Origin of the sequence: Blautia sp. Marseille-P2398 (assembly GCF_964240315.1) — a bacterium.
In the GTDB taxonomy this organism is placed as follows: Bacteria; Bacillota; Clostridia; order Lachnospirales; family Lachnospiraceae; genus Blautia_A; species Blautia_A wexlerae.
In genome coordinates this window covers 279,191-305,736 of record NZ_CAXSTD010000002.1, presented here as the reverse complement: position 1 = coordinate 305,736, position 26,546 = coordinate 279,191, and the positions used below count along the sequence as shown (strand labels likewise).

General features: G+C 43.2%; 24 protein-coding genes. 19 read left to right on the top strand and 5 right to left on the bottom strand.

The features are described 5' to 3' along the window. Positions 1-121: 121 nt before the first annotated feature. Positions 122-601 carry an S-ribosylhomocysteine lyase gene (locus ACESZG_RS04075; protein WP_008704822.1) on the bottom strand — a complete coding sequence of 160 codons (480 nt, stop codon included), beginning with the start codon at positions 599-601 and terminating at the stop codon, positions 122-124. A 237-nt stretch (positions 602-838) separates the two neighbouring features. Between ACESZG_RS04075 and ACESZG_RS04070 the strand changes: the two genes are divergently transcribed. Further along, positions 839-1,654, top strand: coding sequence for a peptidylprolyl isomerase (locus ACESZG_RS04070; RefSeq protein ID WP_173745029.1), 816 nt, complete (start codon positions 839-841; stop codon positions 1,652-1,654). Positions 1,655-1,775: 121 nt separating this feature from the next. On the opposite strand, the gene ACESZG_RS04065 is transcribed toward ACESZG_RS04070, so the two are convergent. Continuing rightward, positions 1,776-2,339 carry a class I SAM-dependent methyltransferase gene (locus ACESZG_RS04065; protein ID WP_022381455.1) on the bottom strand — a complete coding sequence of 188 codons (564 nt, stop codon included), beginning with the start codon at positions 2,337-2,339 and terminating at the stop codon, positions 1,776-1,778. A 510-nt stretch (positions 2,340-2,849) separates the two neighbouring features. Here ACESZG_RS04065 and coaBC point away from each other — a divergent pair. Both coaBC and ACESZG_RS04055 read left to right on the top strand, forming a co-directional pair. Continuing rightward, complete coding sequence (coaBC, locus tag ACESZG_RS04060) at positions 2,850-4,058, top strand: bifunctional phosphopantothenoylcysteine decarboxylase/phosphopantothenate--cysteine ligase CoaBC (RefSeq protein ID WP_008704816.1); 1,209 nt, start codon at positions 2,850-2,852, stop codon at positions 4,056-4,058. Positions 4,059-4,095: 37 nt separating this feature from the next. After that, entirely contained in the window at positions 4,096-4,860 is a 765-nt protein-coding gene (locus tag ACESZG_RS04055; protein WP_008704815.1) for a type III pantothenate kinase, read from the top strand. A gap of 93 nt (positions 4,861-4,953) precedes the next feature. Here the strand turns inward: ACESZG_RS04055 and ACESZG_RS04050 are convergent, their stop codons facing one another. Next, a complete protein-coding gene (locus ACESZG_RS04050; RefSeq protein ID WP_008704813.1) occupies positions 4,954-5,853 on the bottom strand; it encodes an RluA family pseudouridine synthase in 900 nt (299 codons plus the stop codon). A 368-nt stretch (positions 5,854-6,221) separates the two neighbouring features. On the opposite strand from ACESZG_RS04050, the gene ACESZG_RS04045 reads away from it, so the two are divergent. The 11 genes from ACESZG_RS04045 (at position 6,222) to ACESZG_RS03995 (ending at position 19,999) form a co-directional block, all read left to right on the top strand. Then, the gene (locus tag ACESZG_RS04045) at positions 6,222-7,565 is read left to right on the top strand and encodes an MATE family efflux transporter (RefSeq protein ID WP_373217620.1); all 1,344 of its coding nucleotides are present in this window, start codon (positions 6,222-6,224) and stop codon (positions 7,563-7,565) included. 321 nt (positions 7,566-7,886) lie between these two features. Next, the gene (cbiD, locus tag ACESZG_RS04040) at positions 7,887-9,047 is read left to right on the top strand and encodes a cobalt-precorrin-5B (C(1))-methyltransferase CbiD (protein ID WP_055057526.1); all 1,161 of its coding nucleotides are present in this window, start codon (positions 7,887-7,889) and stop codon (positions 9,045-9,047) included. A gap of 255 nt (positions 9,048-9,302) precedes the next feature. Further along, positions 9,303-10,079 carry a precorrin-4 C(11)-methyltransferase gene (cobM, locus tag ACESZG_RS04035; protein WP_008704809.1) on the top strand — a complete coding sequence of 259 codons (777 nt, stop codon included), beginning with the start codon at positions 9,303-9,305 and terminating at the stop codon, positions 10,077-10,079. 73 nt (positions 10,080-10,152) lie between these two features. Beyond that, positions 10,153-11,274 (top strand): cobalt-precorrin 5A hydrolase, encoded by a 1,122-nt coding sequence (locus tag ACESZG_RS04030; RefSeq protein ID WP_055057525.1) that lies wholly within the window; start codon positions 10,153-10,155, stop codon positions 11,272-11,274. Next, entirely contained in the window at positions 11,267-11,998 is a 732-nt protein-coding gene (gene cobJ, locus ACESZG_RS04025) for a precorrin-3B C(17)-methyltransferase (protein WP_008704807.1), read from the top strand. The genes ACESZG_RS04030 and cobJ overlap by 8 nt, the downstream gene beginning before the upstream one ends. Further along, positions 11,991-14,042: a precorrin-6A reductase gene (gene cobK / locus ACESZG_RS04020; RefSeq protein ID WP_055060047.1), complete on the top strand. Its 2,052-nt coding sequence runs from the start codon at positions 11,991-11,993 to the stop codon at positions 14,040-14,042. Before cobJ ends, cobK begins: the two co-directional genes overlap by 8 nt. 122 nt (positions 14,043-14,164) lie before the next feature. Next, positions 14,165-15,559 (top strand): cobyrinate a,c-diamide synthase, encoded by a 1,395-nt coding sequence (locus ACESZG_RS04015; protein ID WP_055053404.1) that lies wholly within the window; start codon positions 14,165-14,167, stop codon positions 15,557-15,559. 4 nt (positions 15,560-15,563) lie between these two features. Continuing rightward, positions 15,564-16,541: an adenosylcobinamide-phosphate synthase CbiB gene (gene cbiB / locus ACESZG_RS04010; protein ID WP_055053405.1), complete on the top strand. Its 978-nt coding sequence runs from the start codon at positions 15,564-15,566 to the stop codon at positions 16,539-16,541. A 67-nt stretch (positions 16,542-16,608) separates the two neighbouring features. Further along, positions 16,609-17,652, top strand: coding sequence for a histidinol-phosphate transaminase (locus ACESZG_RS04005; protein WP_055053406.1), 1,044 nt, complete (start codon positions 16,609-16,611; stop codon positions 17,650-17,652). A gap of 32 nt (positions 17,653-17,684) precedes the next feature. Then, entirely contained in the window at positions 17,685-19,193 is a 1,509-nt protein-coding gene (locus ACESZG_RS04000) for a cobyric acid synthase (protein ID WP_055053407.1), read from the top strand. Positions 19,194-19,354: 161 nt separating this feature from the next. Beyond that, positions 19,355-19,999, top strand: coding sequence for a precorrin-8X methylmutase (locus tag ACESZG_RS03995; protein WP_008704797.1), 645 nt, complete (start codon positions 19,355-19,357; stop codon positions 19,997-19,999). Here ACESZG_RS03995 and ACESZG_RS03990 read toward each other — a convergent pair. Continuing rightward, on the bottom strand, positions 19,996-21,321 hold the full coding sequence (locus ACESZG_RS03990) for a PLP-dependent aminotransferase family protein (protein WP_055060046.1): 1,326 nt from the start codon (positions 21,319-21,321) through the stop codon (positions 19,996-19,998). The two genes, ACESZG_RS03995 and ACESZG_RS03990, sit on opposite strands and share 4 nt — an antisense overlap. A 163-nt stretch (positions 21,322-21,484) precedes the next feature. On the opposite strand from ACESZG_RS03990, the gene ACESZG_RS03985 reads away from it, so the two are divergent. The 5 genes from ACESZG_RS03985 to ACESZG_RS03965 all read left to right on the top strand — a co-directional run bounded on the left by ACESZG_RS03985 (position 21,485) and on the right by ACESZG_RS03965 (position 25,231). Continuing rightward, positions 21,485-22,354 carry a pyridoxamine kinase gene (locus ACESZG_RS03985; protein WP_118613213.1) on the top strand — a complete coding sequence of 290 codons (870 nt, stop codon included), beginning with the start codon at positions 21,485-21,487 and terminating at the stop codon, positions 22,352-22,354. A 66-nt stretch (positions 22,355-22,420) separates the two neighbouring features. Next, positions 22,421-22,957, top strand: coding sequence for a TIGR04002 family protein (locus tag ACESZG_RS03980; RefSeq protein ID WP_118613215.1), 537 nt, complete (start codon positions 22,421-22,423; stop codon positions 22,955-22,957). Between the two features lie 84 nt (positions 22,958-23,041). Beyond that, positions 23,042-23,647 (top strand): TIGR04100 family radical SAM protein, encoded by a 606-nt coding sequence (locus tag ACESZG_RS03975; RefSeq protein WP_118613217.1) that lies wholly within the window; start codon positions 23,042-23,044, stop codon positions 23,645-23,647. Between the two features lie 266 nt (positions 23,648-23,913). Next, on the top strand, positions 23,914-24,219 hold the full coding sequence (locus ACESZG_RS03970) for an autorepressor SdpR family transcription factor (RefSeq protein WP_196801867.1): 306 nt from the start codon (positions 23,914-23,916) through the stop codon (positions 24,217-24,219). After that, complete coding sequence (locus ACESZG_RS03965) at positions 24,203-25,231, top strand: SdpI family protein (protein ID WP_373217614.1); 1,029 nt, start codon at positions 24,203-24,205, stop codon at positions 25,229-25,231. The genes ACESZG_RS03970 and ACESZG_RS03965 overlap by 17 nt, the downstream gene beginning before the upstream one ends. A gap of 131 nt (positions 25,232-25,362) precedes the next feature. On the opposite strand, the gene ACESZG_RS03960 is transcribed toward ACESZG_RS03965, so the two are convergent. Further along, positions 25,363-25,905, bottom strand: a complete 543-nt coding sequence (locus ACESZG_RS03960; protein ID WP_128868207.1) for a Uma2 family endonuclease — start codon at positions 25,903-25,905, stop codon at positions 25,363-25,365. Positions 25,906-26,546 lie beyond the last annotated feature (641 nt).

Below are 26,546 nucleotides of genomic sequence, written 5' to 3'. Positions count from 1 at the left end.
AGTAAAAGCAGAAGCTGCAGGGGATAATGACCTGTCAGCTTCTGCTTTTTTTGTCTGAAAAATACGATAGAAATCTTTTTCGGTGTGTTGTTTATGAGGATTGCTATAATACTGTAGAATGTTACTGTGGATAAATAAGTCTGTCCGGCTTGATATCATAAAGAACTTCATCCAGAAATTTTCCTGCCAGATATTTTGCCATAGGCAGATTCATATCCAGATAATTTCCGCAGTCTTTTGCAGATGCTCCCGGAACTTCACCTTCAAAATCACGTATAAATTCAAAAGTCTCGATCATAAGCGGAACGATATCCTTGGACTCATAATCTCCATTTAAAAGAAGATAATTGCCTGTACGGCATCCCATCGGTCCCCAGTAGATCATTTTAGAGCCGAACTCTTTATGGTTTCTCAGGAATGTTGCTGCCAGATGCTCGATCGTGTGAAGCTCAGCGGTATTCATCACAGGTTCTTCGTTAGGAGAAGTCATACGGATATCGAAGGTAGTGATCATACTGCCGCCAACCGGATCCTTACGTGAAACATAAATTCCGGGCTGTAATTTGATATGGTCAATGGTAAAACTTGTTATTTTTTCCATTTTGGATTCCTCGCTTTCTTTTGCAGATATATTCTGACTGTTCATCAGTCTGTTGTTCCGGTTTCACTGCAAAAAGGGAAGGTACAGAACTGAACAGCCATATACATTTTAACAGGCAATCAGAAAGAAGTAAACACAGGAAACATCCACAATCTGAACATTTTGTGAAAAGAGTTGTTTTTTTTCTGAGATAGGTTATAATCAGATTGTTGTAAATGATTTCGGAGGTAAAGGAAAATGAAAAGAAAATTACTGGCAGCACTTTGTGTTACAGCTATGTCAGCAGGTTTACTGGCAGGATGTGGCAGCAGTGATAAAACAGAAGAGAGTACAAAAACAGAGGAAACAGCGAAAGAAGAGACTTCTTCTCAGGAAGAGACAGAGACAAAAGCTGCTTCTTCTGACAGTGATAATGTAGCAAGTGAAGAAGAGGCAGAAAAAGCCGGATTTTCTGATGGTTCTGATGAAAAGAGTGATTCTGCTGATGCAGATTCTGAAAGTACAGATTCTTCAGACAGTACAACCAGTGTGCTTCTGGATACTTCCAAAGAACTGACAGGAACTCATCACGCAGAGATCGAAGTAAAGGATTACGGTACGATTGATGTGGAACTGGATGCAGATACAGCGCCGATCACAGTGACAAATTTCGTGAAACTCGCACAGGAAGGTTTCTATGACGGACTGACATTCCATCGTATCATGGAAGGATTCATGATTCAGGGTGGTGATCCCAACGGAGACGGAACAGGTGGATCTGAAGAGAATATTAAGGGTGAGTTCAGTAACAATGGAGTGGACAATGATATTTCCCACACAAGAGGGACTATTTCCATGGCAAGAGCCAGTGATCCGGACAGCGCAAGCTCGCAGTTCTTTATTGTTCAGGCAGACAGTACATTCCTGGACGGCGATTATGCAGGATTTGGCCATGTAACAGAAGGTATAGATATTGTTGATAAAATCTGCGAGGATGCAAAACCGACAGACGACAATGGAACAATCCCGTCAGATCAGCAGCCGGTTATTGAGAAGATTACCATTACAGATTAAGTAAAACAGAAATCGAAGTATAAGTGCCCGGAGAGCAAACTAAAATTGAAGAAAAGGCATAACAAGAAGCAGCAGGAGAGATATGAAAAATCTTTTCTGCTGCTTTTTGGAACAGATACAGTTAATTTTTAATTATCAGCACTGGTATCGGTGGGTTGTTGGGGCGATTATAATATTCGCTTTTGATTACCAGATATTGATGGGGATCAAGGTTTTTCAGCCAGTCAAGGATCTGATCCCGCTCTTCAAATCCGGAATCGCCGCCACTGTAGATGCAAAGAGAAATCATTCCGCCTTTTTTCAGAAGGGTTAAAGCCTGGGTCAATGCCTGAATGCTGGTTTCACCTCTGGTTGCAAGTGAATGATCTCCACCGGGAAGATAACCAAAATTAAATACAATGCAGCTTACACTGTCTGGTGTGGCATATTCTGCCATATTTGCGTGAGATTCCAGAAGCAGTCTGTAATTTTCCGGAACATGTCCGGCGTTCAGTCTCTTTTGGGTTGCAGTCAGTGCCTGCTCCTGAATATCAAAGGCAAGAACCTTTCCTGATTCTCCGCATAGCTGCGAAAGCAGAAGCGTATCATTTCCGTTTCCCATTGTAGCATCAATACAGAAGTCTCCTTCCTGTACCTGCTGTCTGATAAAAGCTGCGCACCATTGCGTGATCTGATAATTCTTCATATATTCCTATATTCCTCCACAAAGTCATACACCGGATTTATATGTTGATATCAGTATATTATAGTAATCCGGTCTGTCAGTTAAGTCAGGTAGAGTCCAGCGCAAATTATGGATATCTGACTGATTATTATTATAATGCAGGAAATCTTTATAAACAACGGTTAAGTGTAATCTTGCTGAGGTTCACCGTTACTGTTCACATACCTCTATCCCGCGAGGTGTTTTGGCATGAATATGCCAAAATCCCGAGACATACAAGCCAAAATTCCATTGCCGCAGGCAATCTGGAATGAATTTTGGCTACGTTACTGTGAACAGTAACGTTCTGATTGTTTCGCAAATAAAACAAATCACTTATTGCATTTTTGATAATAATTAGTCTATAATAAATAGAATTGTAAAAGTCAGAATCCTGTTATCAAAGATGAATTATGATAGATTTTGACATGTAAGTATAAAGACGTAGAAACAGCCAGAAATAATATGGTTCGGAGAAAGAGGTAAAGGAAAATGACACTGGAAGGAAAAACAGTATTACTGGGAGTGACAGGCAGCATTGCGGCGTATAAGATTGCATATCTGGCAAGCGCGCTGAAGAAACGCCATGCAGATGTTCATGTGCTGATGACAGAGAATGCCACGAATTTTATCAATCCGATCACTTTTGAAACTCTCACAGGAAATAAATGTCTGGTGGATACCTTTGACCGGAATTTTCAGTTTCAGGTAGAGCATGTATCGATTGCAAAGAAAGCAGATGTAGTGATGATCGCACCGGCAAGTGCTAATGTGATCGGTAAACTGGCACATGGGATCGCAGATGACATGCTTACTACCACGATCATGGCATGCAAATGTAAAAAATTCATTTCCCCGGCCATGAATACCAATATGTTTGAGAATCCTGTAGTACAGGATAATTTAAAGATTCTGGAGCATTACGGATATGAAGTGATCGCTCCGGCGTGCGGATATCTGGCATGTGGTGACACAGGAGCGGGAAAAATGCCGGAACCTGAGACATTACTTGCCTATATTGAGCGCGAAGCTGCCTGTGAGAAAGATCTGAAAGGAAAGAAAATCCTTGTAACTGCAGGTCCTACACAGGAATCTGTTGATCCTGTTCGTTATCTTACCAATCATTCTTCAGGAAAAATGGGCTATGCTATTGCGAAAGCTGCCATGCTCCGCGGTGCAGATGTCACGCTGGTCAGCGGACGTACTTCAATTGAACCTCCCATGTTTGTAAATCTGATACCTGTTGTGACTGCAAGAGACATGTATGAAGCTGTAACTTCTGTCAGCAACGAACAGGACATCATTATTAAAGCTGCTGCTGTGGCAGATTACCGCCCTGCCAGGATCAGTGAAGAAAAAGTTAAGAAAAGTGATGGACAGATGTCCATAGAACTGGAAAGAACAGATGATATCCTGAAGTTTCTTGGGGAACACAAACAGCATGGACAGTTTCTCTGCGGATTTTCCATGGAGACACAGAATGTGATCGACAATTCCAGAGCCAAGCTGGCAAAGAAAAATCTGGATATGGTGGCTGCCAACAATGTGAAAGTGGAGGGCGCCGGATTTCAGGGAGATACCAATGTACTGACATTGATCACACAGGATGAGGAAATCTCTCTTCCGCTTATGAGTAAAGAAGACGCAGCTTTTAGGATCCTGGATAAAATTCTTTCGCTGATGCAGGATTCTGTCTGTTAAGGGAACAGGACGATTAAGAAATTGGAGATAAATAATTATGATTTTAGCAATTGACGTTGGAAACACCAACATTGTAGTTGGATGTATTGATGACCGGAAAACATATTTTATAGAACGCCTTTCTACTAACCGTACAAAGACGGAACTGGAATATGCGGTGGATTTAAAGAATGTTCTTGATATCTATCATATAAAAAAAACAGAGATTGAGGGCTGTATTATTTCTTCTGTAGTGCCGCAGATCACAAATATTGTGAAACTTGCCGCAGAGAAAATTCTTAAGAAAAATGCAATTGTTCTCGGACCTGGTGTAAAGACAGGACTGAATATTATGATGGATAATCCGGGACAGCTTGGTGCAGATCAGGTTGCTGATGCAGTGGCAGGAATTGCCGGTTATCCGGTGCCGTTAATCCTTATTGATATGGGAACTGCAACCACAGCGTCTGTTGTCAACAGTAAGAAGCAGTATGTAGGAGGAATGATTCTTCCGGGTGTAGGGGTTTCCCTGGATGCACTTACTGCGAGGGCTTCCCAGCTCAGCGGAATCAGTATTGATGCGCCAAGACATGTGATTGGGAAAAACACGATCGAATGTATGAAGAGTGGGGTTCTTTACAGCAATGCAGCAGCTCTGGATGGAATTATTGACAGGATCGAAGAGGAATTGGGGGAGAAGGCAACTGTAGTGGCAACCGGTGGTCTGGCAAAGAAAATCGTTCCCCATTGTAAAAGAGAAATCATTCTGGATGAGGAACTTCTTCTGAGAGGTCTTCTGATCATTTATGAGAAAAATAAGTAAGAATGTATATGCATTCATATCAAAACAGTTCATCAGACAAAAAGCTGATGAACTGTTTTGTTTGCAGTAATTTATGGAATTGCTATAAATACATTATTTTAGAGGATTGCTATAAAAGGCAGAAATGAAATCAATGGGAAGCGGAGCAGTAAAAAGCATGACCTTTCCGGTTGTCGGATGAGTAAACTCCAGCTGATAAGAATGGAGGGGCTGGCGGTTTATCCGACGGTAATCAGGATTGTATAAATAATCTCCGGGCAGAGGATGCCCGATATATTTCATATGCACACGGATTTGGTGTGTGCGTCCTGTTTCCAGATGAAGTTCGGCCAGAGAATATTCTTTTCCTGCCGCCAGCCGTTCATAATGAGTTATTGCAGACTCCCCGGTTCCGAAATTTACTTCCCTGGTGATCACGGAGCCTTCCATTCGTGCGATAGGAGCGTTGATCGTTCCGGAGTCAGGAAGAAGCCCGTCTACAAGTGCGAGATAAGTCCTGAGAATCTGACGTTTTTTCATCTGAACTGACAGAATCGCTGCGCTGAGGGGATTTTTGGCAAGGATCAGAGCACCGGTGGTATCCCGGTCCAGCCGGTTGATACAGCGGTAAACAAAATCTTCTCCTTTTTCTGCAAAATACCAGGCGATTCCATTTGCCAGAGTATTTTCATAATTTCCCGCAGAAGGGTGCACAGGCATATCTGCAGGCTTGTTTATCACAAGGATATCCTCATCTTCATAAATGATATTCAAATCCATCTTTGTACGGATAATGTTTTCTCCTGATTCGGTTTCAGGAACAGTGACGATCAGATGATCCTGCGGTTTAAGCACTGATCGTCCGAAACCACGTTCACCATTGAGAATGATGGTGTTGGGAGTGTTCTTCATTGAGCTTAATATGTGGCGGGAAAACCCCTCTTTTTTTAGAAAGTCCAGAATCGTGACCGGAGTTGTATTTTCGGAGATAATATATTTAAGGATTCTTTGCATATGATCTGTCTGCTTTCTTGATTTGTATAAGATTTAAGAATTGCGGGCTGATATGCCCTGCCTTATTTTTAACAGATTTACTGTATCAGATTTTGAAGAACATAACAAGAACAATTATCAGATTTCCTGAAAAATTACTGTTCACTTTGTTCACAGTAATGTAGCCAAAACTCATTCCAGATTGCCTGCGGCAATGGAATTTTGGCTTGTATGTCTCGGGATTTTGGCATATTCATGCCAAAACACCTCGCGGAATAGTGGCGGGTGAACAGTAACCCTGAAAACGTTAAAAAATACATTTTATTCTATTGCATCACAGAAAATTAAGCGTATAATCAAAAAAAGAAAATAGATTCAGGTGGAAAAAAATGAAAGAACAGCAACATATTTTTACAAACAAAATGCTCCGAACCCTGTTGATACCGGTTATTTTTGAACAGGTACTGAATTCCCTGATGGGAACTGTGGATACCATGATGGTCAGCAATGTAGGCTCTGCTGCAATATCCGCAGTATCTCTGGTGGATTCCATCAATGTATTGGTGATCCAGGCGTTCTCAGCGCTGGCAGCAGGCGGTGCAATCCTCTGTTCACAGTACATAGGTCAGAAAAATCATGAAATGGCAAATAAATCAGCAAGACAGGTATTATTTATCATTACTGCCATATCTGTAGCAGTGACTGCTCTGTGCCTGCTGTTTCGTGTGCCGCTGTTAAAACTGATATTCGGAAAAGTAGAAGCAGATGTTATGACTGCCTCTCAGGTGTATTTCTTCTATACGGCATTATCCTTTCCATTTATAGCACTCTATGATGCGGGAGCATCCATATTCCGGTCCCAGGGAAATACCAGAGGGCCAATGACAGTATCGGTTATTTCAAATGTGATTAATATCGGCGGAAATGCGGCGCTGATCTGGGGATTCAATATGGGAGTGGCAGGAGCTGCCATCGCAACTCTTGCATCCAGAGTCTTCTGTGCTGTAGTGGTACTCTGGCAGCTTCGTATGGACAGACAGCCTATTGTAGTCAGAAATTACAGACAGATCCGTCCGGATGGAAAAATGATCAGAAGAGTTCTGGCTCTGGGAATCCCGTCCGGCATAGAAAACAGCATGTTTCAGCTTGGAAAGCTGGCAATACAGTCTTCCGTATCTACACTGGGGACGGTAGCCATTGCAGCTCAGGCAATGACGAATATCCTTGAGAACCTTAACGGTATTGCAGCTATCGGTGTAGGAATCGGTCTGATGACTGTAGTAGGACAGTGTCTGGGAGCGGGCAGAAAGGATGAGGCAGTTTACTATATTAAGAAATTAAGTGTTCTTGCAGAAATCATTGTTGTTGCAAGCTGTCTTTTGGTGTTTGCCTTAACCATTCCGGTCACAAAGCTGGGTGGTATGGAATCGGAAAGTGCAAGAATGTGTTTCCATATGATATCCTGGATAACGGTTGTCAAACCTATTGTATGGACCCTGGCGTTTATTCCTGCTTATGGCCTCAGAGCAGCCGGAGATGTAAAATTTTCCATGATCACATCCTGTATCACTATGTGGACATTCCGTTTTTGCCTTTGTGTATATCTGATCCGTTTCAGAGGCTTCGGCCCAATGGCTGTATGGCTTGGAATGTTTACTGACTGGACAGTGCGGGGAATCGTATTTTCTCTTCGCTTCCACAGTAGGAAATGGCTGAAGCATAAGGTAGTATAACAAGGTGGTATAGCCATGAAATGCGTTGACTTTTACTGCTCAAAATTATATAATGATTCTCGGAAATAATTCTGGAAAAGCATTACAGGAAGTCAGGTGAAATTCCTGCGCAAGTCCGTTACTGTAACAGCCAGATACTGTCTGCTTTTCATTGTATATAAGAAATATGATCTGCGGCAACCAGAGGATATTTCGGGAAAAGAGCTTTCAGGAGGGATTTTGTTGCACACAGAAATCCCTCCTTTTTATGTAGATGTTATATAAATGACATTATAGTAATCTGCAGACAGGATGTGACAACAATGCAGCAAAGGAGATATCATGAAAAACGGACTGGAAGATTACTACGTGATACGTGGCAATAAAAAAATGAGGTTTGGCTATACAACAGGCTCCTGCGCAGCAGCTGCATGTAAGGGTGCTGCAGAGATCCTGCTGGGTGGTGTCATGCATAAGGCTGTCACCTTGATGACTCCTAAGGGAATCCTGCTTACACTGGAACTGAAAGACATCCGGATTGAAGGAAATCAGGTGACCTGTGCAATTCAGAAGGATGCAGGAGATGATCCGGATACTACAAACGGAATACTGGTTTATGCCACGGTGCAGAAAACAAAAGAACCGGGAATCATCCTCGACGGAGGTGTTGGTGTGGGAAGGGTAACAAAAGCCGGACTTTCCCAGAAAATCGGGGAAGCAGCTATTAATCCTGTGCCAAAGGCCATGATTTTGCGTGAAGCCACAGAAATCGCTGAGAAATATGATTATGAGGGTGGTCTGAAAATCATCATCTCCGTTCCTGAAGGTGTGGAAATTGCAAAGAAAACCTTTAATCCCCGTCTGGGAATTGTGGGAGGAATTTCAATTCTGGGAACTTCCGGGATTGTAGAACCTATGAGCGAAGCTGCTCTTGTACAGAGTATCAATGTAGAGATGAAGCAGCATTTTTCCCAGGGAGAAGAATATCTTCTGGTAACACCGGGAAATTACGGGGCAGATTATCTGCGGGAGCATATGGATCTCCCTTATGAAAAAAATATTAAATGCAGCAATTATGTAGGTGAGACCATTGACATGGCAATTGATATGGGAGTTAAGGGAATCCTTTTCATTGCTCATATCGGAAAGTTTGTAAAAGTTGCAGCAGGAATCATGAATACCCATTCCCACAGTGCAGATGCCAGGATGGAAGTGCTGGCATCCAATGCGATCCGGGCAGGAGCATCGTTGGAGTGTGCAAAGGAAATCCTGAATGCATCTACTACAGATGAAGCAATAGACATTCTGGAAAAATATCAGATACTTCAGAAGACCATGAAAGAGATCTTGGACAGGATCCAGTTTTATTTAAATCACAGATCCTATGAGCAGATCCTTCTGGGGGCAGTGATTTTTAATAATACTTATGGGTATCTGGGGCAGACTGCAGATGCAGAGAAGCTGATAAAGCTGATCAATGCACAGAATGATGAGGCACAGTAAAGATCCTATCGCAAAGGCGATTTTAACCGAATCAAGTAAGTCCCCTGCTTCAATTGCGAAAAGCAATAAGCAGTGGGTGGGGACTTGCTTGTATCAGGAGGAGTGCAAGCTCCTTCTGATAAACTGCGGAGCAGTTATTCGGTTATGAGCAAGTAGCGAAGCGGATTGCGAATATCCGCTTGAATGGATTTTGACTCACAACTGTGAAAGTATTGAACAGTTGAAATAAATTTATAATAAGGAGAATGATAGATTATGGTACATTTCGTAGGAGCAGGTCCGGGAGCACCGGATCTTATCACAGTAAGAGGAAAACAGTATCTGGAGGAAGCAGATGTGGTGATCTATGCAGGATCACTGGTAAATCCAAAGCTTCTGGAATATACAAAGGACATCTGCACCATCTACAACAGTGCAAAAATGACACTGGAGGAAGTGATCCATGTGATCGAGAAGGCGGAAGCAGAGGGAAAGACAACTGTCCGCCTTCATACCGGAGATCCATGTATTTACGGTGCGATCCGTGAACAGATGGATATTCTGGATGAGAAAAATATCACTTATGATTACTGTCCGGGTGTCAGTGCATTCTGCGGTGCTGCAAGTGCCCTGAATCTGGAATATACTCTGCCGGATATTTCTCAGAGTGTGATCATTACACGAATGGAAGGCAGAACTCCGGTTCCGTCCAAGGAAAGCATTCAGTCATTTGCGGCTCATCAGGCAACTATGGTTGTATTCTTAAGTACAGGAATGCTGGAAGAGCTGAGCAGACGTCTTATTGAAGGCGGTTATACAGCAGATACACCAGCAGCCATTGTATATAAGGCAACCTGGCCGGAACAGAAGACCTTCGTCTGCACAGTGGGAACACTGGCAAAAACGGCTGCAGAAAATAATATTACAAAAACTGCTCTGATGATCATCGGAGATACAGTTGCAGCAGCACACTATGACCGCTCCAAGCTGTATGATCCGGAGTTTACTACAGAATTTCGTGAGGCTGTGAAATCAAAAACACATCACTCATAGAATCTGGTAACCTTAAGGAATTGCTATCGTTTATGAGATTACTGTAAACAGGAGAAAGAGAAGGAATATAACAGTGAAGGTTGCACTTATATGCTTCAGCCTTACCGGTCAGCAGACCGGGGAGAGATTATGCCGGGGTCTGGAAGCTGCCGGTATGACAGCAGAACTGGATAAAAAAAGTAAATATCTTCTGGATTCTATTCAGATCAGTACCTCTGCATGGGCAGGAGAGAAATTTTCTGATTCAGATGCACTGATCTTTATCGGTGCCACCGGAATTGCCGTCCGCAGCATTGCGCCTTATGTAGCGTCAAAGAAGTCAGACCCTGCGGTGCTGGTCGTAGATGAGTGTGGAAAGTTTGTCATTTCCCTTCTGTCAGGACATCTGGGCGGTGCCAATGAACTGGCGCTAAAAACAGCAGAAATTTTGGAAGCAATACCAGTGGTCACAACAGCCACAGACCTGCATCACCGTTTTGCAGTAGATGTTTTTGCAAAGAAAAACAATTGCAATATCTTTAACATGAAAGCAGCAAAGGAAGTCTCTGCTACACTTCTGGCAGGAAAGAAAGTTGGATTTTACAGTGAGTTTCCAACGGACGGTGAACTGCCGGAGGGGCTGATCCGGTGTGACGAATATGGGAATTCTGTCAGCAGTATGGATGACAGATCAGAAGAGGAAACACAGAAAAGCTCTGATTTTGATGGAACAGGGACAGATTGTACGAATATAGACTGCGGAGTTGCAGTTACTGTACATACTTCCTGTAATCCTTTTATTTCTACCACACAGGTAGTTCCGAAATGTCTGACTCTGGGTATGGGCTGCAGGAAAGACAAGGATGCCCGTGGAATCGCAGAGGCAGCGCAGAAGGTGCTGGACAGATCCGGATTTCATAAAGAAGCATTTGAGCAGATCGCAAGCATCGATCTGAAGAAAGAAGAAAAGGGAATCCTGTCATTGTCACAGGACTGGCAGATTCCTTTTGTGACTTATACAGAAGAAGAATTAAAACAGGTGCCTGGAGAATTTACTCCCTCACCTTTTGTAAAAAAGATCACAGGTGTGGACAATGTCTGTGAGAGAAGTGCAGTCCTTGCCAGTGGAAATGGCAGACTGCTGCAGAGAAAAACAGGAGAAAATGGTGTGACCACAGCAGTGGCTGCCAGGGAATGGAGGATACATTTTGAGTAAAATATATGTAATCGGAATCGGACCGGGAGCTTATGACCAGATGACAGGAAAAGCGATCCGCGCCATGAATGAAAGTGATGCGATCATCGGATATACCGTATATGTAGACCTGGTGAAGGAATATTTTCCGGGAAAAGAATTTATGACTACACCAATGAAAAAGGAAGTGGACCGTTGTGTACTTGCTTTTGAAGAGGCAAAGAAAGGCAAAACTGTTTCCATGATCTGCAGCGGTGATGCCGGAGTTTATGGTATGGCAGGTCTGATGTATGAGGTTGGTGTCAATTATCCGGAAACAGAACTGGAGATCATCCCGGGTGTGACAGCTGCAACAGGTGGAGCTGCTGTTCTGGGTGCACCTCTGATCCATGACTTCTGTCTGATCAGCTTAAGCGACCTTCTCACACCATGGGAAAAGATAGAGGCAAGACTTCTGGCAGCAGCCCAGGCAGATTTTGTTGTATGTCTTTACAATCCGTCAAGTAAAAAACGTCATGATTATCTGCAGAAAGCCTGTGATCTGATGATGAAATACAAATCACCGGATACCATCTGCGGAACAGTTTCCAATATTGCAAGAGAAGGCGAAGAAGCTCATGTAATGACATTAAAGGAACTGAGAGATACACAGGTGGATATGTTTACCACAGTATTTATCGGTAATTCTCAGACAAAGGAAATCAACAATAAGATGGTAACACCGAGGGGATATAGGAATGTATAAAGTTCTTGTTTTTGCGGGAACAACAGAAGGATACGAAATCTGCCGGTTTCTGGCAGATCATAAGATAGAGACAAAGGGATTTGTTGCCACAGAATATGGCAGCAAATCTCTTACAGAAAATGAATTTCTCACTGTTCAGACCGGAAGACTGGATGCAGCGGACATGGAAGAGGTCTTTTTACAGGAGAAACCGGAAATGGTGCTGGATGCCACCCATCCTTATGCTGCTGAGGTGACTGTAAATATCAGGACAGCCTGTGAAAATACGCAGACAGCATATTACAGGGTGCTGAGAGAAGCAGGGGAACATGAGGACAGGGCAGTATATGTGGACAGTGTTCAGGCTGCAGCAGATTATCTGGATCAGACACAGGGAAGTGTACTGCTGACAACAGGAAGCAAGGAACTGGCCGGCTTCACAGGCATGAAGGATTATCAGAACCGTCTTTATGCAAGAGTCCTTTCTCTGCCCAATGTGATGAAAGCCTGTGCAGAGCTGGGATTTGAGGGGAAACATCTGATAGGAATGCAGGGGCCTTTTTCCAGAGAGCTGAATGCTGCAATGCTCAGACAGTATGACTGCAGATATCTGGTCACAAAGGATACAGGAAAAGCAGGGGGATTTCAGGATAAGATCGATGCTGCCCTGGAATGTGATGCAGTTCCTGTGATCATCGGGCGTCCTCTGAAGGAGGAAGGCATGTCTGTGAGAGAATGTAAGAGATTTCTTACAGAGCATTTCGGTTTAGCCCACAGACCGCATATTACATTGCTGGGAATTGGAATGGGAAGTCAAAAACTTCTCACTGTCCAGGGTAAGAACAGCCTGGATCAGGCGGATCTTCTGATCGGTGCCAGGAGGATGGTGGATTCTGTGAAACGTCCGGGACAGGATGTGTTCGTGGAATACAGAAGCCAGGAGATCAGGGATTATATTGATGCACACCCGGAGTATGACAATATTGTGATCGTCCTTTCCGGAGATGTGGGCTTCTACAGCGGAGCCAGAAAGCTTCTGGAAGTACTGTGTCAGGACAGTGCGGATCTGAGAGTACAGAGAAAGAACGGATCAGAGAAGAGTGAGGAAGAACGGGATAGTTCAGCACAAAATAATACAGAGATAGAGATTCAGTGTGGGATTTCCTCAGTTGTATATTTTATGTCCCAAATAGGATTGTCCTGGGATGATGCCAAAATCGTCAGTGCACATGGAAGAGGCTGTAATCTTATCTCACATATCTGTTATGCAGAAAAAGTCTTTTCCATACTTGGAACTTCAGACGGTGTAGCAGTTCTGGCAGAGAAGCTGGTAAAATACGGGATGGGTGATGTGCTCCTTTATGTGGGAGAAAATCTGTCTTATGAAAATGAGAAGATTTTTGTAAAACCAGCCAGTGAACTGACAGAATATAAGGGTGATCCTTTGTCCGTCATCTGTGCAGTAAATGAAAATGCAGGAACACGTCTGGAGACGCATGGGATCAGAGATGAGGAATTTATCAGAGGCAAAGCGCCCATGACAAAGGAAGAGGTGCGTACGGTATCCCTTTCCAAACTGCGGCTGACTGCTGATTCTGTCTGCTATGATGTGGGTGCAGGAACAGGCTCACTGTCAATAGAGATGGCACTTCGTGCTCATCAGGGACAGGTCTGGGCAATTGAGAAAAAGGAAGACGCAGTTGAACTGATCCACCGGAATAAGGTGAAATTTGCAGCGGATAATCTGGAGATTGTGGAAGGACTTGCACCGGAGGCTCTGAAAGATCTTCCGGCACCAACCCATGCTTTTATCGGAGGCTCGTCAGGAAATCTGAAAGAGATCGTGAAGCTGTTGCTTGAAAAGAACCCTCAGGTCCGGATCGTGATCAACTGTATCACTCTTGAAACTGTGTCTGAAGCATTGGAAACAGCGAAAGAGTTTGGATTTGAAGAGAATGAGATCGTACAGCTAAGTGCAGCACGTTCAAAGGCAATCGGACGTTATCATATGATGATGGGCGAGAATCCCATTTATATTATTACACTTCAGAATCCCGGGAAATAACAAATGATGCAGATATCAGGGATTACAAATTAACAGTTAAGGAAATACAGATTAACAGTTAATAGATTGGAATGCCCTGAAATTGTTGAAAAAATATAGGACAGAAACAGAGGAGAACAGGGATGGATATTCCAAGAATACTTCTTGCAGCAGGAGCCAGCGGCAGTGGCAAAACACTGATCACCTGCGGACTTCTGCAGGCACTGGTCAATCGAAAAATGAAAGTGGCATCTTTTAAATGCGGACCGGATTATATAGATCCCATGTTTCATTCCAGAGTCATCGGGACGAAATCCCGTAATCTGGACACCTTTTTTACAGATGCCGAGACTACCCGATACCTGCTTGGAAAAAATGCAGCAGACTGCGATATTGCAGTGATGGAAGGTGTTATGGGCTATTATGACGGCGTGGGTGGAATATCCACGAAAGCAAGCGCCTATGACCTGGCAGATACCACAGATACTCCGGTCATCCTTGTGGTAAACAGCAGAGGAATGAGTATTTCCCTGGCAGCTTATATCAAAGGTTTTATGGAGTACAAAGAGAAAAGCCATATCAAAGGCGTGATCTTTAACCAGATGTCTCCCATGCTTTATCCCAGAATGAAGAAGCTGGTGGAAGAACAGCTTGAGGTGGAGGTTCTTGGATATGTGCCAAAGGTAGAGGACTGTGTGATCGAGAGCCGTCATCTGGGTCTTGTGCTTCCTGAGGAGATTTCTGATCTGAGGGAACGCTTGCAGAAGCTGGCCGGAATATTGGAAGATACACTGGAAATCGACAGGATCCTTGGGCTTGCCAAAAATGCAGAGGAGCTGCAAGTGCCGGAATCTCTGATACAGAAAGACAGGACATATGGATATTGTCTGCCACAGAAGCTGCGTATCGGAGTGGCAAAGGATGAAGCCTTTTGTTTCTTCTATGAAGACAATTTCCGTCTCCTTCAGGAAATGGGGGCAGAGCTGGTTGATTTCTCGCCAATTCATGATGAACATCTTCCTGCAGATCTGGATGGGATTCTTCTTTATGGCGGTTATCCGGAATTAAATGGAGAGGCACTGGAACGCAATGCATCCATGAAAGAAGAGATTGCACAGGCAGTTAAACAGGGCATGCCATGTATGGCAGAATGCGGAGGCTTCATGTATCTTCATGAGCAGATGGAGGATATGGGCGGAGTGTTCCGGAAAACCTGCGGAGTGATCCCCGGAAAATGTTTCCGTACTCCCAGACTGACCAGATTTGGATATATCACATTAACCGCCAGGAAACCTGTTTTTGGCAGAAGTGCAGAGGAGATCGGCGAGATTCCGGCCCATGAATTCCACTATTTTGATTCTGAGAACTGTGGAAGTGACTTCCATGCGGCGAAGCCTTTAAGTAAAAGAGGCTGGGACTGTATACATAGCAGCAGTAATCTGCTGGCAGGATATCCTCATATCTATTATTATGGAAATCCCCAGATTCCCAGGGCTTTTCTCATGAAATGTCTGGAATATCATAACAAGGAGTTTTAAAAATATGTTATATTACAGTATGCCTGCCCTTGCAGCAGGCTTCATACTTGATCTTATGATAGGAGATCCCAGATGGCTGTATCATCCGGTGTGTCTGATCGGAAATCTGATCGCATTTCTGGAAAAAATACTTCGGAAGATTTTTCCGAAAACAGATAAGGGCGAACTGGCTGCAGGTATAGTGGAAGTGATCCTTGTCTGTCTGTTAAGCGGTGGAATCCCATTTCTGATCCTCCACATTCTCTATGGAATCTCAGTATGGGCGGGATTTGCACTGGAAACCTTCTGGTGTTATCAGCTTCTGGCAACGAAATCTCTGAAAACAGAGAGCATGAAAGTCTATGACAGACTGAAAAACGGAACTTTGGATGAGGCCCGTTATGCAGTATCCATGATCGTAGGCCGTGATACCCAGTCATTGACAGAGGAGGGTGTTACAAAGGCGGCAGTAGAGACTGTGGCAGAGAATGCTTCAGACGGTGTCATAGCACCGATGTTCTATATGGCAATCGGCGGAGTGTGGCTGATGTTTCTTTACAAAGGAATCAATACCATGGATTCCATGCTGGGTTATAAGAATGATAAATATCTGTATTTTGGTCGTTGCGCTGCAAAGCTGGATGATGTGGCCAATTATATTCCAGCCAGACTTTCAGGATGGCTGATGGTGGCAGCCTCTGCATTTGTAAAAATGGATGTGAAAAATGCAGCGAAGATTTACCGCAGAGACAGAAGAAATCACGCCAGCCCCAACTCTGCACAGACAGAGGCAGCAATGGCAGGTGCGCTGGAGGTACAGCTTGCAGGCAATGCTTACTATTTCGGAAAGCTTTATGAGAAACCAACCATAGGAGATGGAATCCGCCCTGTGGAGGTGGAGGATATCAGACGTTCCAATCGTCTGCTTTATGCAACAGCGATCCTGGGGGCTGTGATATTTATTCTGATCGGAAGCGCGGTGCGATATTGTTTCTTTTTATAATTCCGGTAACGTGGATTGCCGAATAGTAATTAATATAAAACATGTATAGTAAGACAGGAGACAACTGATGACAAAACATATACATGGCGGTGATGTTTATAAATATGATCACTGTCTGGATTTCTCTGCAAACTGTAATCCGTTGGGAACACCGCAGAGTGTAAAGCAGGCGATCATAGACAGCGTAGAGGACCTGAGTGATTATCCCCGTGTAGGATGCGGACCTCTGAAAGAGGCAATCGCAGATTATGAATATACAAAAAAAGAATATCTGATCTGCGGGAATGGAGCCGCAGACCTTATTTTTTCCCTCAGCAGGGCATTGAATCCAAAGAAGGCCCTTCTTCCTGCTCCTACCTTTGCGGAGTATGAACAGGCACTGGTCAGTGTTGGCTGTGAGATCAGCAGATATTATCTGAAAGAGGAAAATGATTTCTGTATACAGAAAGATTATCCGGATGTTCTGAAAAGAGAAAAGCCGGATATTATTTTCCTGTGTAATCCCAATAATCCTACAGGGATTACCATACCTCAGGACCTTCTGGAAGAAATCCTGGAAACCTGTGCCATGCAGGGAATATTTATGGTAGTAGATGAGTGCTTCCTGGATTTTGTAAAAGATCCGGAGAAATATACGCTGAAGGGAAAACTGGAAAAATATCCGGGACTTTTTATTCTTAAGGCATTTACCAAAAGATATGCGATCCCCGGTGTGCGTCTGGGCTATGGATTCTGTTCGGACAGGAAAGTACTTGACCGGATGGAGGCAGTCACCCAGCCCTGGAATGTGTCTACCATGGCACAGCAGGCAGGAATGGCAGCACTGAAGGAATCAGAATATGTGGAAGCAGGACGGCAGATCATTTTCAGGGAATCTGCATGGATGAAGGAAAAGATGAGACAGGTTGGGCTGACGGTATATCCTTCTGAAGCAAATTATATATTCTTTTACGGACCTGAGGATCTCTTTGAAAGATGTGTTGCAAAGGGGATCCTGATCCGGGATTGCAGTAACTATCTGGGGCTGAAAAAAGGATATTACCGTGTGGCAGTGAAGCTGCATGAACAGAATGAAAAGCTGATAGAGGTACTGGAAGAAGTGCTTTCATAAGTATTTATACAGGAGAAAAGGGGAAACAAAAAATGGCAAAAGCGATTATGGTGCAGGGGACAATGTCCAATGCAGGAAAAAGCCTTCTGGCAGCAGGGCTTTGCAGGATTTTTAAACAGGATGGATACAGGGTGGCACCCTTTAAATCCCAGAATATGGCACTGAACTCTTTTATTACAGAAGAGGGGCTGGAGATGGGCAGAGCTCAGGTGATGCAGGCGGAAGCAGCCGGAATTAAGCCTTCTGTGCTGATGAACCCCATTCTTCTGAAGCCTACCAATGATGTAGGCTCCCAGGTGATCGTAAACGGAGAAGTCCTGGGAACCATGAGTGCCAGAGATTATTTTAAATATAAGAAAAAGCTGGTGCCTGACATTATGAAGGCCTATGATAAACTGGCATCAGAAAATGATATCATTGTGATCGAGGGGGCCGGAAGCCCGGCGGAGATCAATCTGAAAACAGAAGATATCGTAAATATGGGAATGGCAAAGATGGCAAAGGCACCGGTGCTTCTGGTGGGAGATATTGACAGAGGTGGTGTTTTTGCACAGTTGATCGGTACAGTGGAGCTTCTGGAAGCGGATGAAAGAGAGATGGTAAAGGGTCTGATTATCAACAAATTCCGCGGCGACAAGACCATCCTTGATCCGGGAGTGCAGATGCTGGAGGAGAGAAGCCATATCCCTGTAGTGGGAGTGGCTCCGTATCTGGATATTCAGGTGGAGGATGAGGACAGCCTCACAGAAAGATTTGACAGAAAACAGGAAGTGGATCTTATTGATATTGCAGTGATCCGGGTGCCAAGGATCTCCAATTTCACAGATTTTAATCCACTGGAAAGTATCCCGGGAGTTTCCTTGAGATATGTACAGCATGTCAGTGAACTGAAAAATCCGGATATGATCATCCTTCCAGGAACAAAAAATACAATGGAAGATCTGCTGTGGATGCGGGCTAATGGTCTGGAAGCTGCAGTTTTGAAGGAAGCTGCAAAGGGTAAGATCATCTTTGGAATCTGTGGCGGTTATCAGATGCTGGGTGAGACCTTAAGTGACCCTCATCATGTGGAAGCCGGAGGAACCATCAAGGGAATGGGACTGCTTCCTATGGATACTGTTTTTGCGGAAAAGAAAACCAGAACCAGAGTTTCCGGCAGATTTCTGGAACTCGAGGGAGAGCTTCAGGCACTTTCCGGCGCAGAACTGGAGGGTTACGAGATCCATATGGGAGAAACTGTGTTAAAAGGCGAGGCCGGACACAGTGTATCCATTGAAGATCAGGTGTCAGGAGAGTGTAAGGAAGACGGTGCATACCGTAAAAATGTCTGCGGAACCTATGTCCATGGAGTTTTTGACAGGGAAGATGTGGCAGAGGCTGTTATACGTGTTCTGGGTGAGAAAAAGGGAATCGATGTATCTCAGATGACAGGAATCGATTTTGCAGCATTTAAAGAAACCCAGTATGATATCCTGGCAGCAGAACTGAGGAAGCATCTGGATATGAAGAAAATCTATGACATTCTGGAGCAGGGAATCTGATCCGGAACTATATGGTGAAAATCCAGATAAACTATAGCAATCCTCGTAAAATTTCACACTCTGATGGGCTGGATTAAGATGCATTATTTTAGAGGATTGCTATAATGAGTGATAGATGTAACTATTGTATACGGGAATTTATGGAATTTGGGAGATAAGGAATGAAAGTAGAACTGGAAAATGTAAAACCAATGGATATAGAGAAACGCAGCTTTGAGATCATCACAGAGGAACTTGGAGATAAAAAGCTGGTTCCCGGAACAGAGCTGATCGTAAAGAGATGTATTCACACAAGCGCAGACTTTGATTATGCAGAGAATCTCTGTTTCTCTGAGAATGCAGTTGAGAAAGCAATTGCTGCTATCAAAGACGGTGCCTGCATTGTGACAGATACACACATGGCAGAGTCCGGGATCAACAAGAGAGTCCTTTCCCGTTACGGCGGAGAAGTATTCTGCTTTATCTCTGACGAGGACGTAGCTGCCACAGCCAAAGCCAACGGAACCACAAGAGCTACAGCCAGCATGGATAAGGCTGCTGCCATGGGAAAGAAGCTGATCTTTGCCATCGGAAATGCCCCCACTGCGCTGGTACGTCTCTATGAACTGATTGAGGATGGCAAGCTGGATCCTGAGCTGATCATCGGTGTGCCGGTAGGCTTTGTAAACGTGGTTCAGTCCAAGGAACTGATCATGCAGGCAGACGTACCTTATATTGTAGCCAGAGGAAGAAAGGGCGGAAGCAATGTTGCCGCATGTATCTGTAATGCATTGCTTTATATGATTGATAATAACAGAGGATACTAATTCTGTATCTGACTGATATTCTTTAACAGCTTGCATGCCGGGACGAAATCTGCCACAGGCATGGAGGAGCAGGAGAGAATCAGGGTAATCTTACCGGGAGCCTCTCTCAGAAGCTGCAGGCGCAGACCATTGGTCTGTGCCTTTTTTTGAAGCTCCTGCCAGGTAAGAGTTGTGGACAGAGTCAGGGCCAGGCTGGTACCTGCGGCTCCGGTCTGGATCTGGGAATCTTTTCCAAATACTTCCCGCACAGCACTGCGGAGTGCTTTCAGCTTTACAGAATACAGACGTTTCAGCTTACGGGTCTGTGCTGCCAGGTGACCATCCCGGATAAACTGGCACAGAGCAATCTGCTCTGCCTTTGATGCTGTCTGATTATATTGGTCTGCTTTTTTTCTGTACAGTGCAGACAGCTCCGGAGGCAGGACCATAAAACTGATACGGATGGAGGGCAGCAGAAGTCTGGAAAAGGTTCCCAGATACACCACATTCTGACCGCCTGCCAGACCAAAAAGAGAAGGGGTAGGCTTCTGCAGATACACAAATTCATTTTCAAAATCATCCTCAATGACCAGACTGCCATGTGCAGCAGAGTAATTCACCAGTTCCAGGCGTCTGGAAACAGGCATAATATCACCCCATTTTGTCATATGTGCAGGGGAAACATAAATAATATCACAGTCCTTATTCCTGTAATCTACCTGAAATCCATAGTCATGGAACACAGTACTTCCCTGTACAAAAGAAGAATTGGGAAAAGAAACAGTCCGACGTTGATCAAGGAGCGGGCAGAGGATGTGCAAAAGGCTCTGGATACCTGCACCGATCACAATATCCTCCCCACTACATAGCACGTTTCTACGTTCTCTCACATAATCGGCAAGTGTATCTCTCAGGTCAGCCTCACCCTGAGGCTCTCCATAAGACAGTAATCTTTCATCCTGGCGAAGAGCGCTTTTGATATAACGTCTCCAAAGGTCAAAACGGAAACTCTCCCGATCTACTCCTGAAGATGCAAAATCAAACCGGCAAGGTGTCTGAGCATGTTTCTCTGTTTTTCTGACAGATGTGTGTTGTCTGTCAGCTATATCTGTCACATAGTATCCGCTCTGGGCTTTGGAAATAATATATCCCTCCGCAGCCAGCTGCAGATAGGCATTTTCAATGGTGGTGCGGCTCAGCTTTAGTTCCTGCGAACATTTTCGAAGAGAGGGCATCCTGCTTCCGGGCGGGAGCTTTTTCTCCATGATCAGCTCCCTGTAATAGTGGAACACCTCCAGATACAGGTGCTCCCTTTTTTTATTCTTATCTAAAATCAATTCCATATGTAAAACTCCGATCCTTCAAACATGCTGATGGCATTCTTGAATTGCTATAGGGTTAAAAATAAACTGACCCTTAAAAAAACATTAAATCTGGCTATATTCATATATCCACTGTGATGCTATATTAATACAAAGCATAAAAGAAAGCAAGAGGAATAAAAAATTGAAAAAAATTGCAGTAATTCATGATCTGTCCGGTCTGGGGAAATGCTCTCTTACAGCAGCGATTCCTGTAATTTCTGCCATGGGAGTCCAGGCTTGTCCGCTGCCTACCGCAATATTGAGTAATCAGACAGGATATGGATCTTATTTCTGGGATGATTATACAGACCGGATGGAATTGATCATGGATGAGTGGAAAAAAACGGGATTTACACCGGATGGTGTTTATACAGGATTTCTGGGAGATGCCAGACAGGTGGATCTGATCCTGAAATTTGTAGATATGTTCTGCACAGAGGGAACACATATCCTGGTTGATCCGGTTATGGGAGACAGAGGGGAAACATACAAAACCTATTCAGAGACTCTCTGTGAAAAAATGCGGACTCTGGTCAGAGAAGCTACAGTGATTACGCCGAACATGACAGAGGCACTTCTTCTTCTGTATGGAGAAGACGGAATGAAAGAAAGAGTGAAAGTGTTTTCTGATATGGAAGAAACACAGTTGCTTAAGGAAATAGAAACATCCGGCAGAGAACTGACTCAGCGTTTTGGGCTGGAAGCAATTGTGATCACAGGAGTAGAGGTGTCCGGCAGTGACGGCAGAGCACGAATGGGAAATCTGGTTCTGGAGAAAGAAAAAGCAGACTGGTGTTTTTCTGTAAAAGAGGGCGGCAGTTATTCCGGAACAGGAGATCTTCTGGCATCTGTACTGAGTGCGGGAATGGTGAGAGGGATTCCCATGAAAGCATGTGTGGAGAAGGCTGTTGAATTTCTGAGCGGAGCTATTCACGATGCAGTGGAAGAAGGAACTGACAGAAATGACGGAGTCTGCTTTGAAAAATATCTGGGGATACTGACACAGATATAAGACAGGAAATCATAGATACCAAATGTCGGACAGTTAAGTAAAATATATAACAGGAGGGATCATATTATGTCTGAATTAACAGCAAAAGAGAACATCAAAACAGCCGATACAGTGAAAAGGATCACAGCCACAGCGGTAATGGCAGCATTGACTACTTTAATGACAGCTTATATCTTCCACATTCCGGTAGGGGTGAACGGAGGATATGTACATCTGGGTGACACGATGATCTATCTGGCAGCAGCATTTCTGCCACTACCTTACGCATGTGCGGCAGGAGCGATCGGAGGTGGCCTGGCAGATCTTCTGACAGCACCTGTATGGGCGCCTGCAACCATAATTATCAAAATGCTGATCTGTCTTCCATTTTCTTCTAAGGGAACAAAGCTGGTCACAAAGAGAAATGTAGTTGCATTATTCCTTGCATTTGCCATCTCAGCAACAGGATACTATATTGCAGAAGGAATTATGTTTGGATTTACAGTATCCTTCTTTACCTCTGTCAGCGGAAGTATTGTACAGTCAGGTGGAAGTGCCATTATGTTTGTGATCATCGGTACTGCACTTGATAAAATCGGATTTAAGACGAATATTGCGAAATAATACGAAAAATGAAACAACTGAATTTAACCGGATCAAGTAGTGAAGCGGATGATTTTATCCGCTTGACACTGAGGAGAATATAAAATGACAACAGATATCATATACAGATATAAAAACCAGGTGTATTTTAACATCACCAATAAATGTCCATGCAGATGCACTTTCTGCATCCGAAATACAGAGGATGCCATCGGTGAGGCATCCAATCTCTGGTTTGAACATGAACCTGCATTGGAAGAGATTTACAAAGCCATTGATGAGTTTGATTTTTCAGACTGTAATGAAGTGGTTTTCTGCGGATACGGAGAACCGACCATGGCTCTTGAGAACCTTATAGCAGTAAGCAAATATATCAGGGAAAGATACCCATTCCGGATCAGGCTGAATACCAACGGCTTATCTGATCTGATCCACAAACGTTCTACTGCAGAAGAAATCTGTCAAGCTGTAGACAGTATATCCATCAGCCTGAATATGCCGGATGCAGCTTCCTACAATGAAGTAGTCAGTCCAGCATACGGCGAGAAGTCCTTTGACGCCATGCTGAAATTTGCAAGAGACTGCAAGCAGTATCTTGATGATGTACGCTTCACAGTTGTAGATGTGATTGGCGAGGAAAAAGTAGAGCAGAGTAAAATCCTGGCTGCTCAGAATGGGATTCCGTTAAGAGTAAGAAAATATTCACCGTGATACAGAATAGAAAATTTCTGTTTTTGACTTTTGAGTTTGTCTGAAAACTACAGCAGTCATGCACCTTACCGTGTGTGGCTGCTTATTTTTTATGTTATAGGAAATTACTCCGTAATGTTTCTATAACATAAAAAGCCTTCCGGGCAGGATGAAGTCCCCTTCTTCGAAAATTGCAAAAAGTAATAAGTAATAAGCAATAAGAGAGTGCACTTGACATATGATATTCTTTATACTATATTATATTTAACAATTAGGTTAAATGTTAAATGAAAGGCTGTGATGAACTATTGGGATTACAGGATACATTGAAAGCACTGGCAGATCCAATACGACGTGAGATTCTAAATTTGTTAAAGGGCGGACGGCTTTCTGCAGGAGAGATATGTGAACATTTTTCAGTGACGGGGGCGTCTATATCCAGACATCTGGCAATATTAAAGGATGCTGATCTGATCAGGAGCAAAAGGGAAGGAAAATTTATTTATTACGAACTAAATACTTCTGTATTGGAGGATGTTATGTTGTGGATCACAGACTTAAAGGGGGTATCGGATTATGAAGGAAATGATTAAAAAATATAAAGGTACATTGATCTGTTCTGTACTGGTAATGCTTGCAGGAATTTTGGTGGGTTTTACGATGGCGCAGAGCATATGGATAAACGTGTTTTTTGTAGTGACAGATTGTATACTGGTGACAATCATCTTTTATGACAACAGGAACAGACAGCAGAGCAGCAAGGTTATAGGGATGGTCATATGGATGATACCTGTTACCGCGTTAATCTATAATGGTATGGCAAGACTGATCAGTATGGATGCGGACAGTGAGAATCTGTTTATGGCAGTAATTTACTTTGGAACAGGATTACTGTTTATGATCATAGGAAATTATTTGCCAAAGGTGAAACAGAATAACACCATAGGAATCAGGGTTGTATGGACATTGCAGGATGAAGAAAACTGGAGTGCAACTCATAGATTCAGTGGAAAATTATGGGTGGCATCAGGTGTCTTATGTATGCTTTGCGGCCTTTTTGGAGAAAGCATTGCTGCTTTGGTTTTGTATATTGTGAGCATTATGGCTGCTGCAATTGTCAGCATTCTTTATTCTTATCTTTTTTATAAGAAAAAAATGGCAGCCGGAGAAAAATTAAAAATCCAGTATAACAAGAAGACAATCGTGATATATGTAATCGTATCAGTTTTTGTCATAATATTTACTATATGGACTTTGTTCTGGGGTGGTATTGATATCAGTTTCCATGATAATGATTTTACTGTTGAGGCACAGGGATGGAGTGATTATACAGTGGATTATGAGCAGATTGACAGTATCTCATACAAAGAAAATTTATTTCAAAATGGGAATGATCGCAGAACAAATGGTATGGGAAACCTGAAGTATGGTATGGGAAATTTCAGAAATGATATTTATGGAGATTATATCCGCTACACCCATGCATCCTGCCACTCATATGTAGTTATGGATATAGGCGGAAAAATATTGGTGGTAAATGGCGCAGATGACTCAGAAACAAAGAAAATCTATGACATTCTCAGAGAGAAATGCCAGATGAATTAGTGTGTATTTCACCGAATCAGAAAAAGAAGCAAAAATAACAGGCATTGCGGTTATAAATCGCGATACCTGTTATTTACAACTATAAAGATTCTTAAAAGTCGTCTCTGTTACCAGCAGAGGCGGTTTTATTTTTACAGTAACTTAGAAACATTGATCATAAAATTATTGTAGATTCCAACTGCCAGGTCTTGCTCAAATGGTACGATCATAGGGGCTGCATCATCTTCATAACGATAAATCATTGTACGCTGCTTCTCCGGATCAACGATCCAGTATTCACGGACACCAGACTCTGCATACAATGCACATTTTTTATAGTAGTCCATTCTACGGCTGGAAGGTGATACAATTTCAATAATGAAATCAGGTGCGCCTTCACATCCTCGGTCTGAGAGCTTGTTCTTATCACAAATCACACTGATATCTGGTTCAACATAGTTTTTATCATCTTTCTTAATAAAGACTGCAAAAGGAGCAGGATAAATCTCACAGGAACCATGATTGGATTCAATATAATTACCAATAATCCGGGATAGCTGACCGACCAGTTTTTGATGAATGCGTGATGGAGTACCCATCATATAAATCTGTCCATCAATCAGCTCTGCCCGCTCTCCATCAGGAAGAGCATAGATATCATCTGTTGTATAAACCTGTTCTCTGGGTAATGGCATAAGAATTCTCCCTTCTGATTCAATAGACTCTCGGAATCTCTAAGCCTTGAATTCTTCGGTTTCTGAAATTCCATTTTTATTTTTTACTACCTTTTTTCAAAAAGTACTTGACATATGTCTATGAAAATGCGGCGCTTTGCGCCTCTTGATGTAGAACTTGTTTGGAATTACCTTTTTTCTATGATAGTAATTTTATTGTATCAGATATAAGATGGAAAAGCCAATTATTTTTATGGAGAAGCTCGTTTAGGAGATTTGATTAACCGGCTGATTCAAGATCAGAGAATGGAAGAAATCCAGATGGCATCGACAGATCCTGAGAAACGAGAGCAGTTATATAAGGAATATGGGATTTAACCAAAACAAGGAAGTCCCCTGCTTCAATTCATTGGGGTACCCAATGTGGTCAACTTAAGCCTAGAATGCTGAAAATTCAACCATTCTGGGCTTATATTCTGGATTTTTATATAAATATCTTGACATATCCCCCTAAATCAATTTTACATTGTAACGGAACACCAGATGGTTATCGTCCAAGAGTTGTTCAATCAAAGCCAACGGTTCAAACCGATTTTCAATTTGAGGCAGATAATCACAAAATTGAGATTCTTTCTTTTTTTTCCATACCCAGGAAAAGTCTG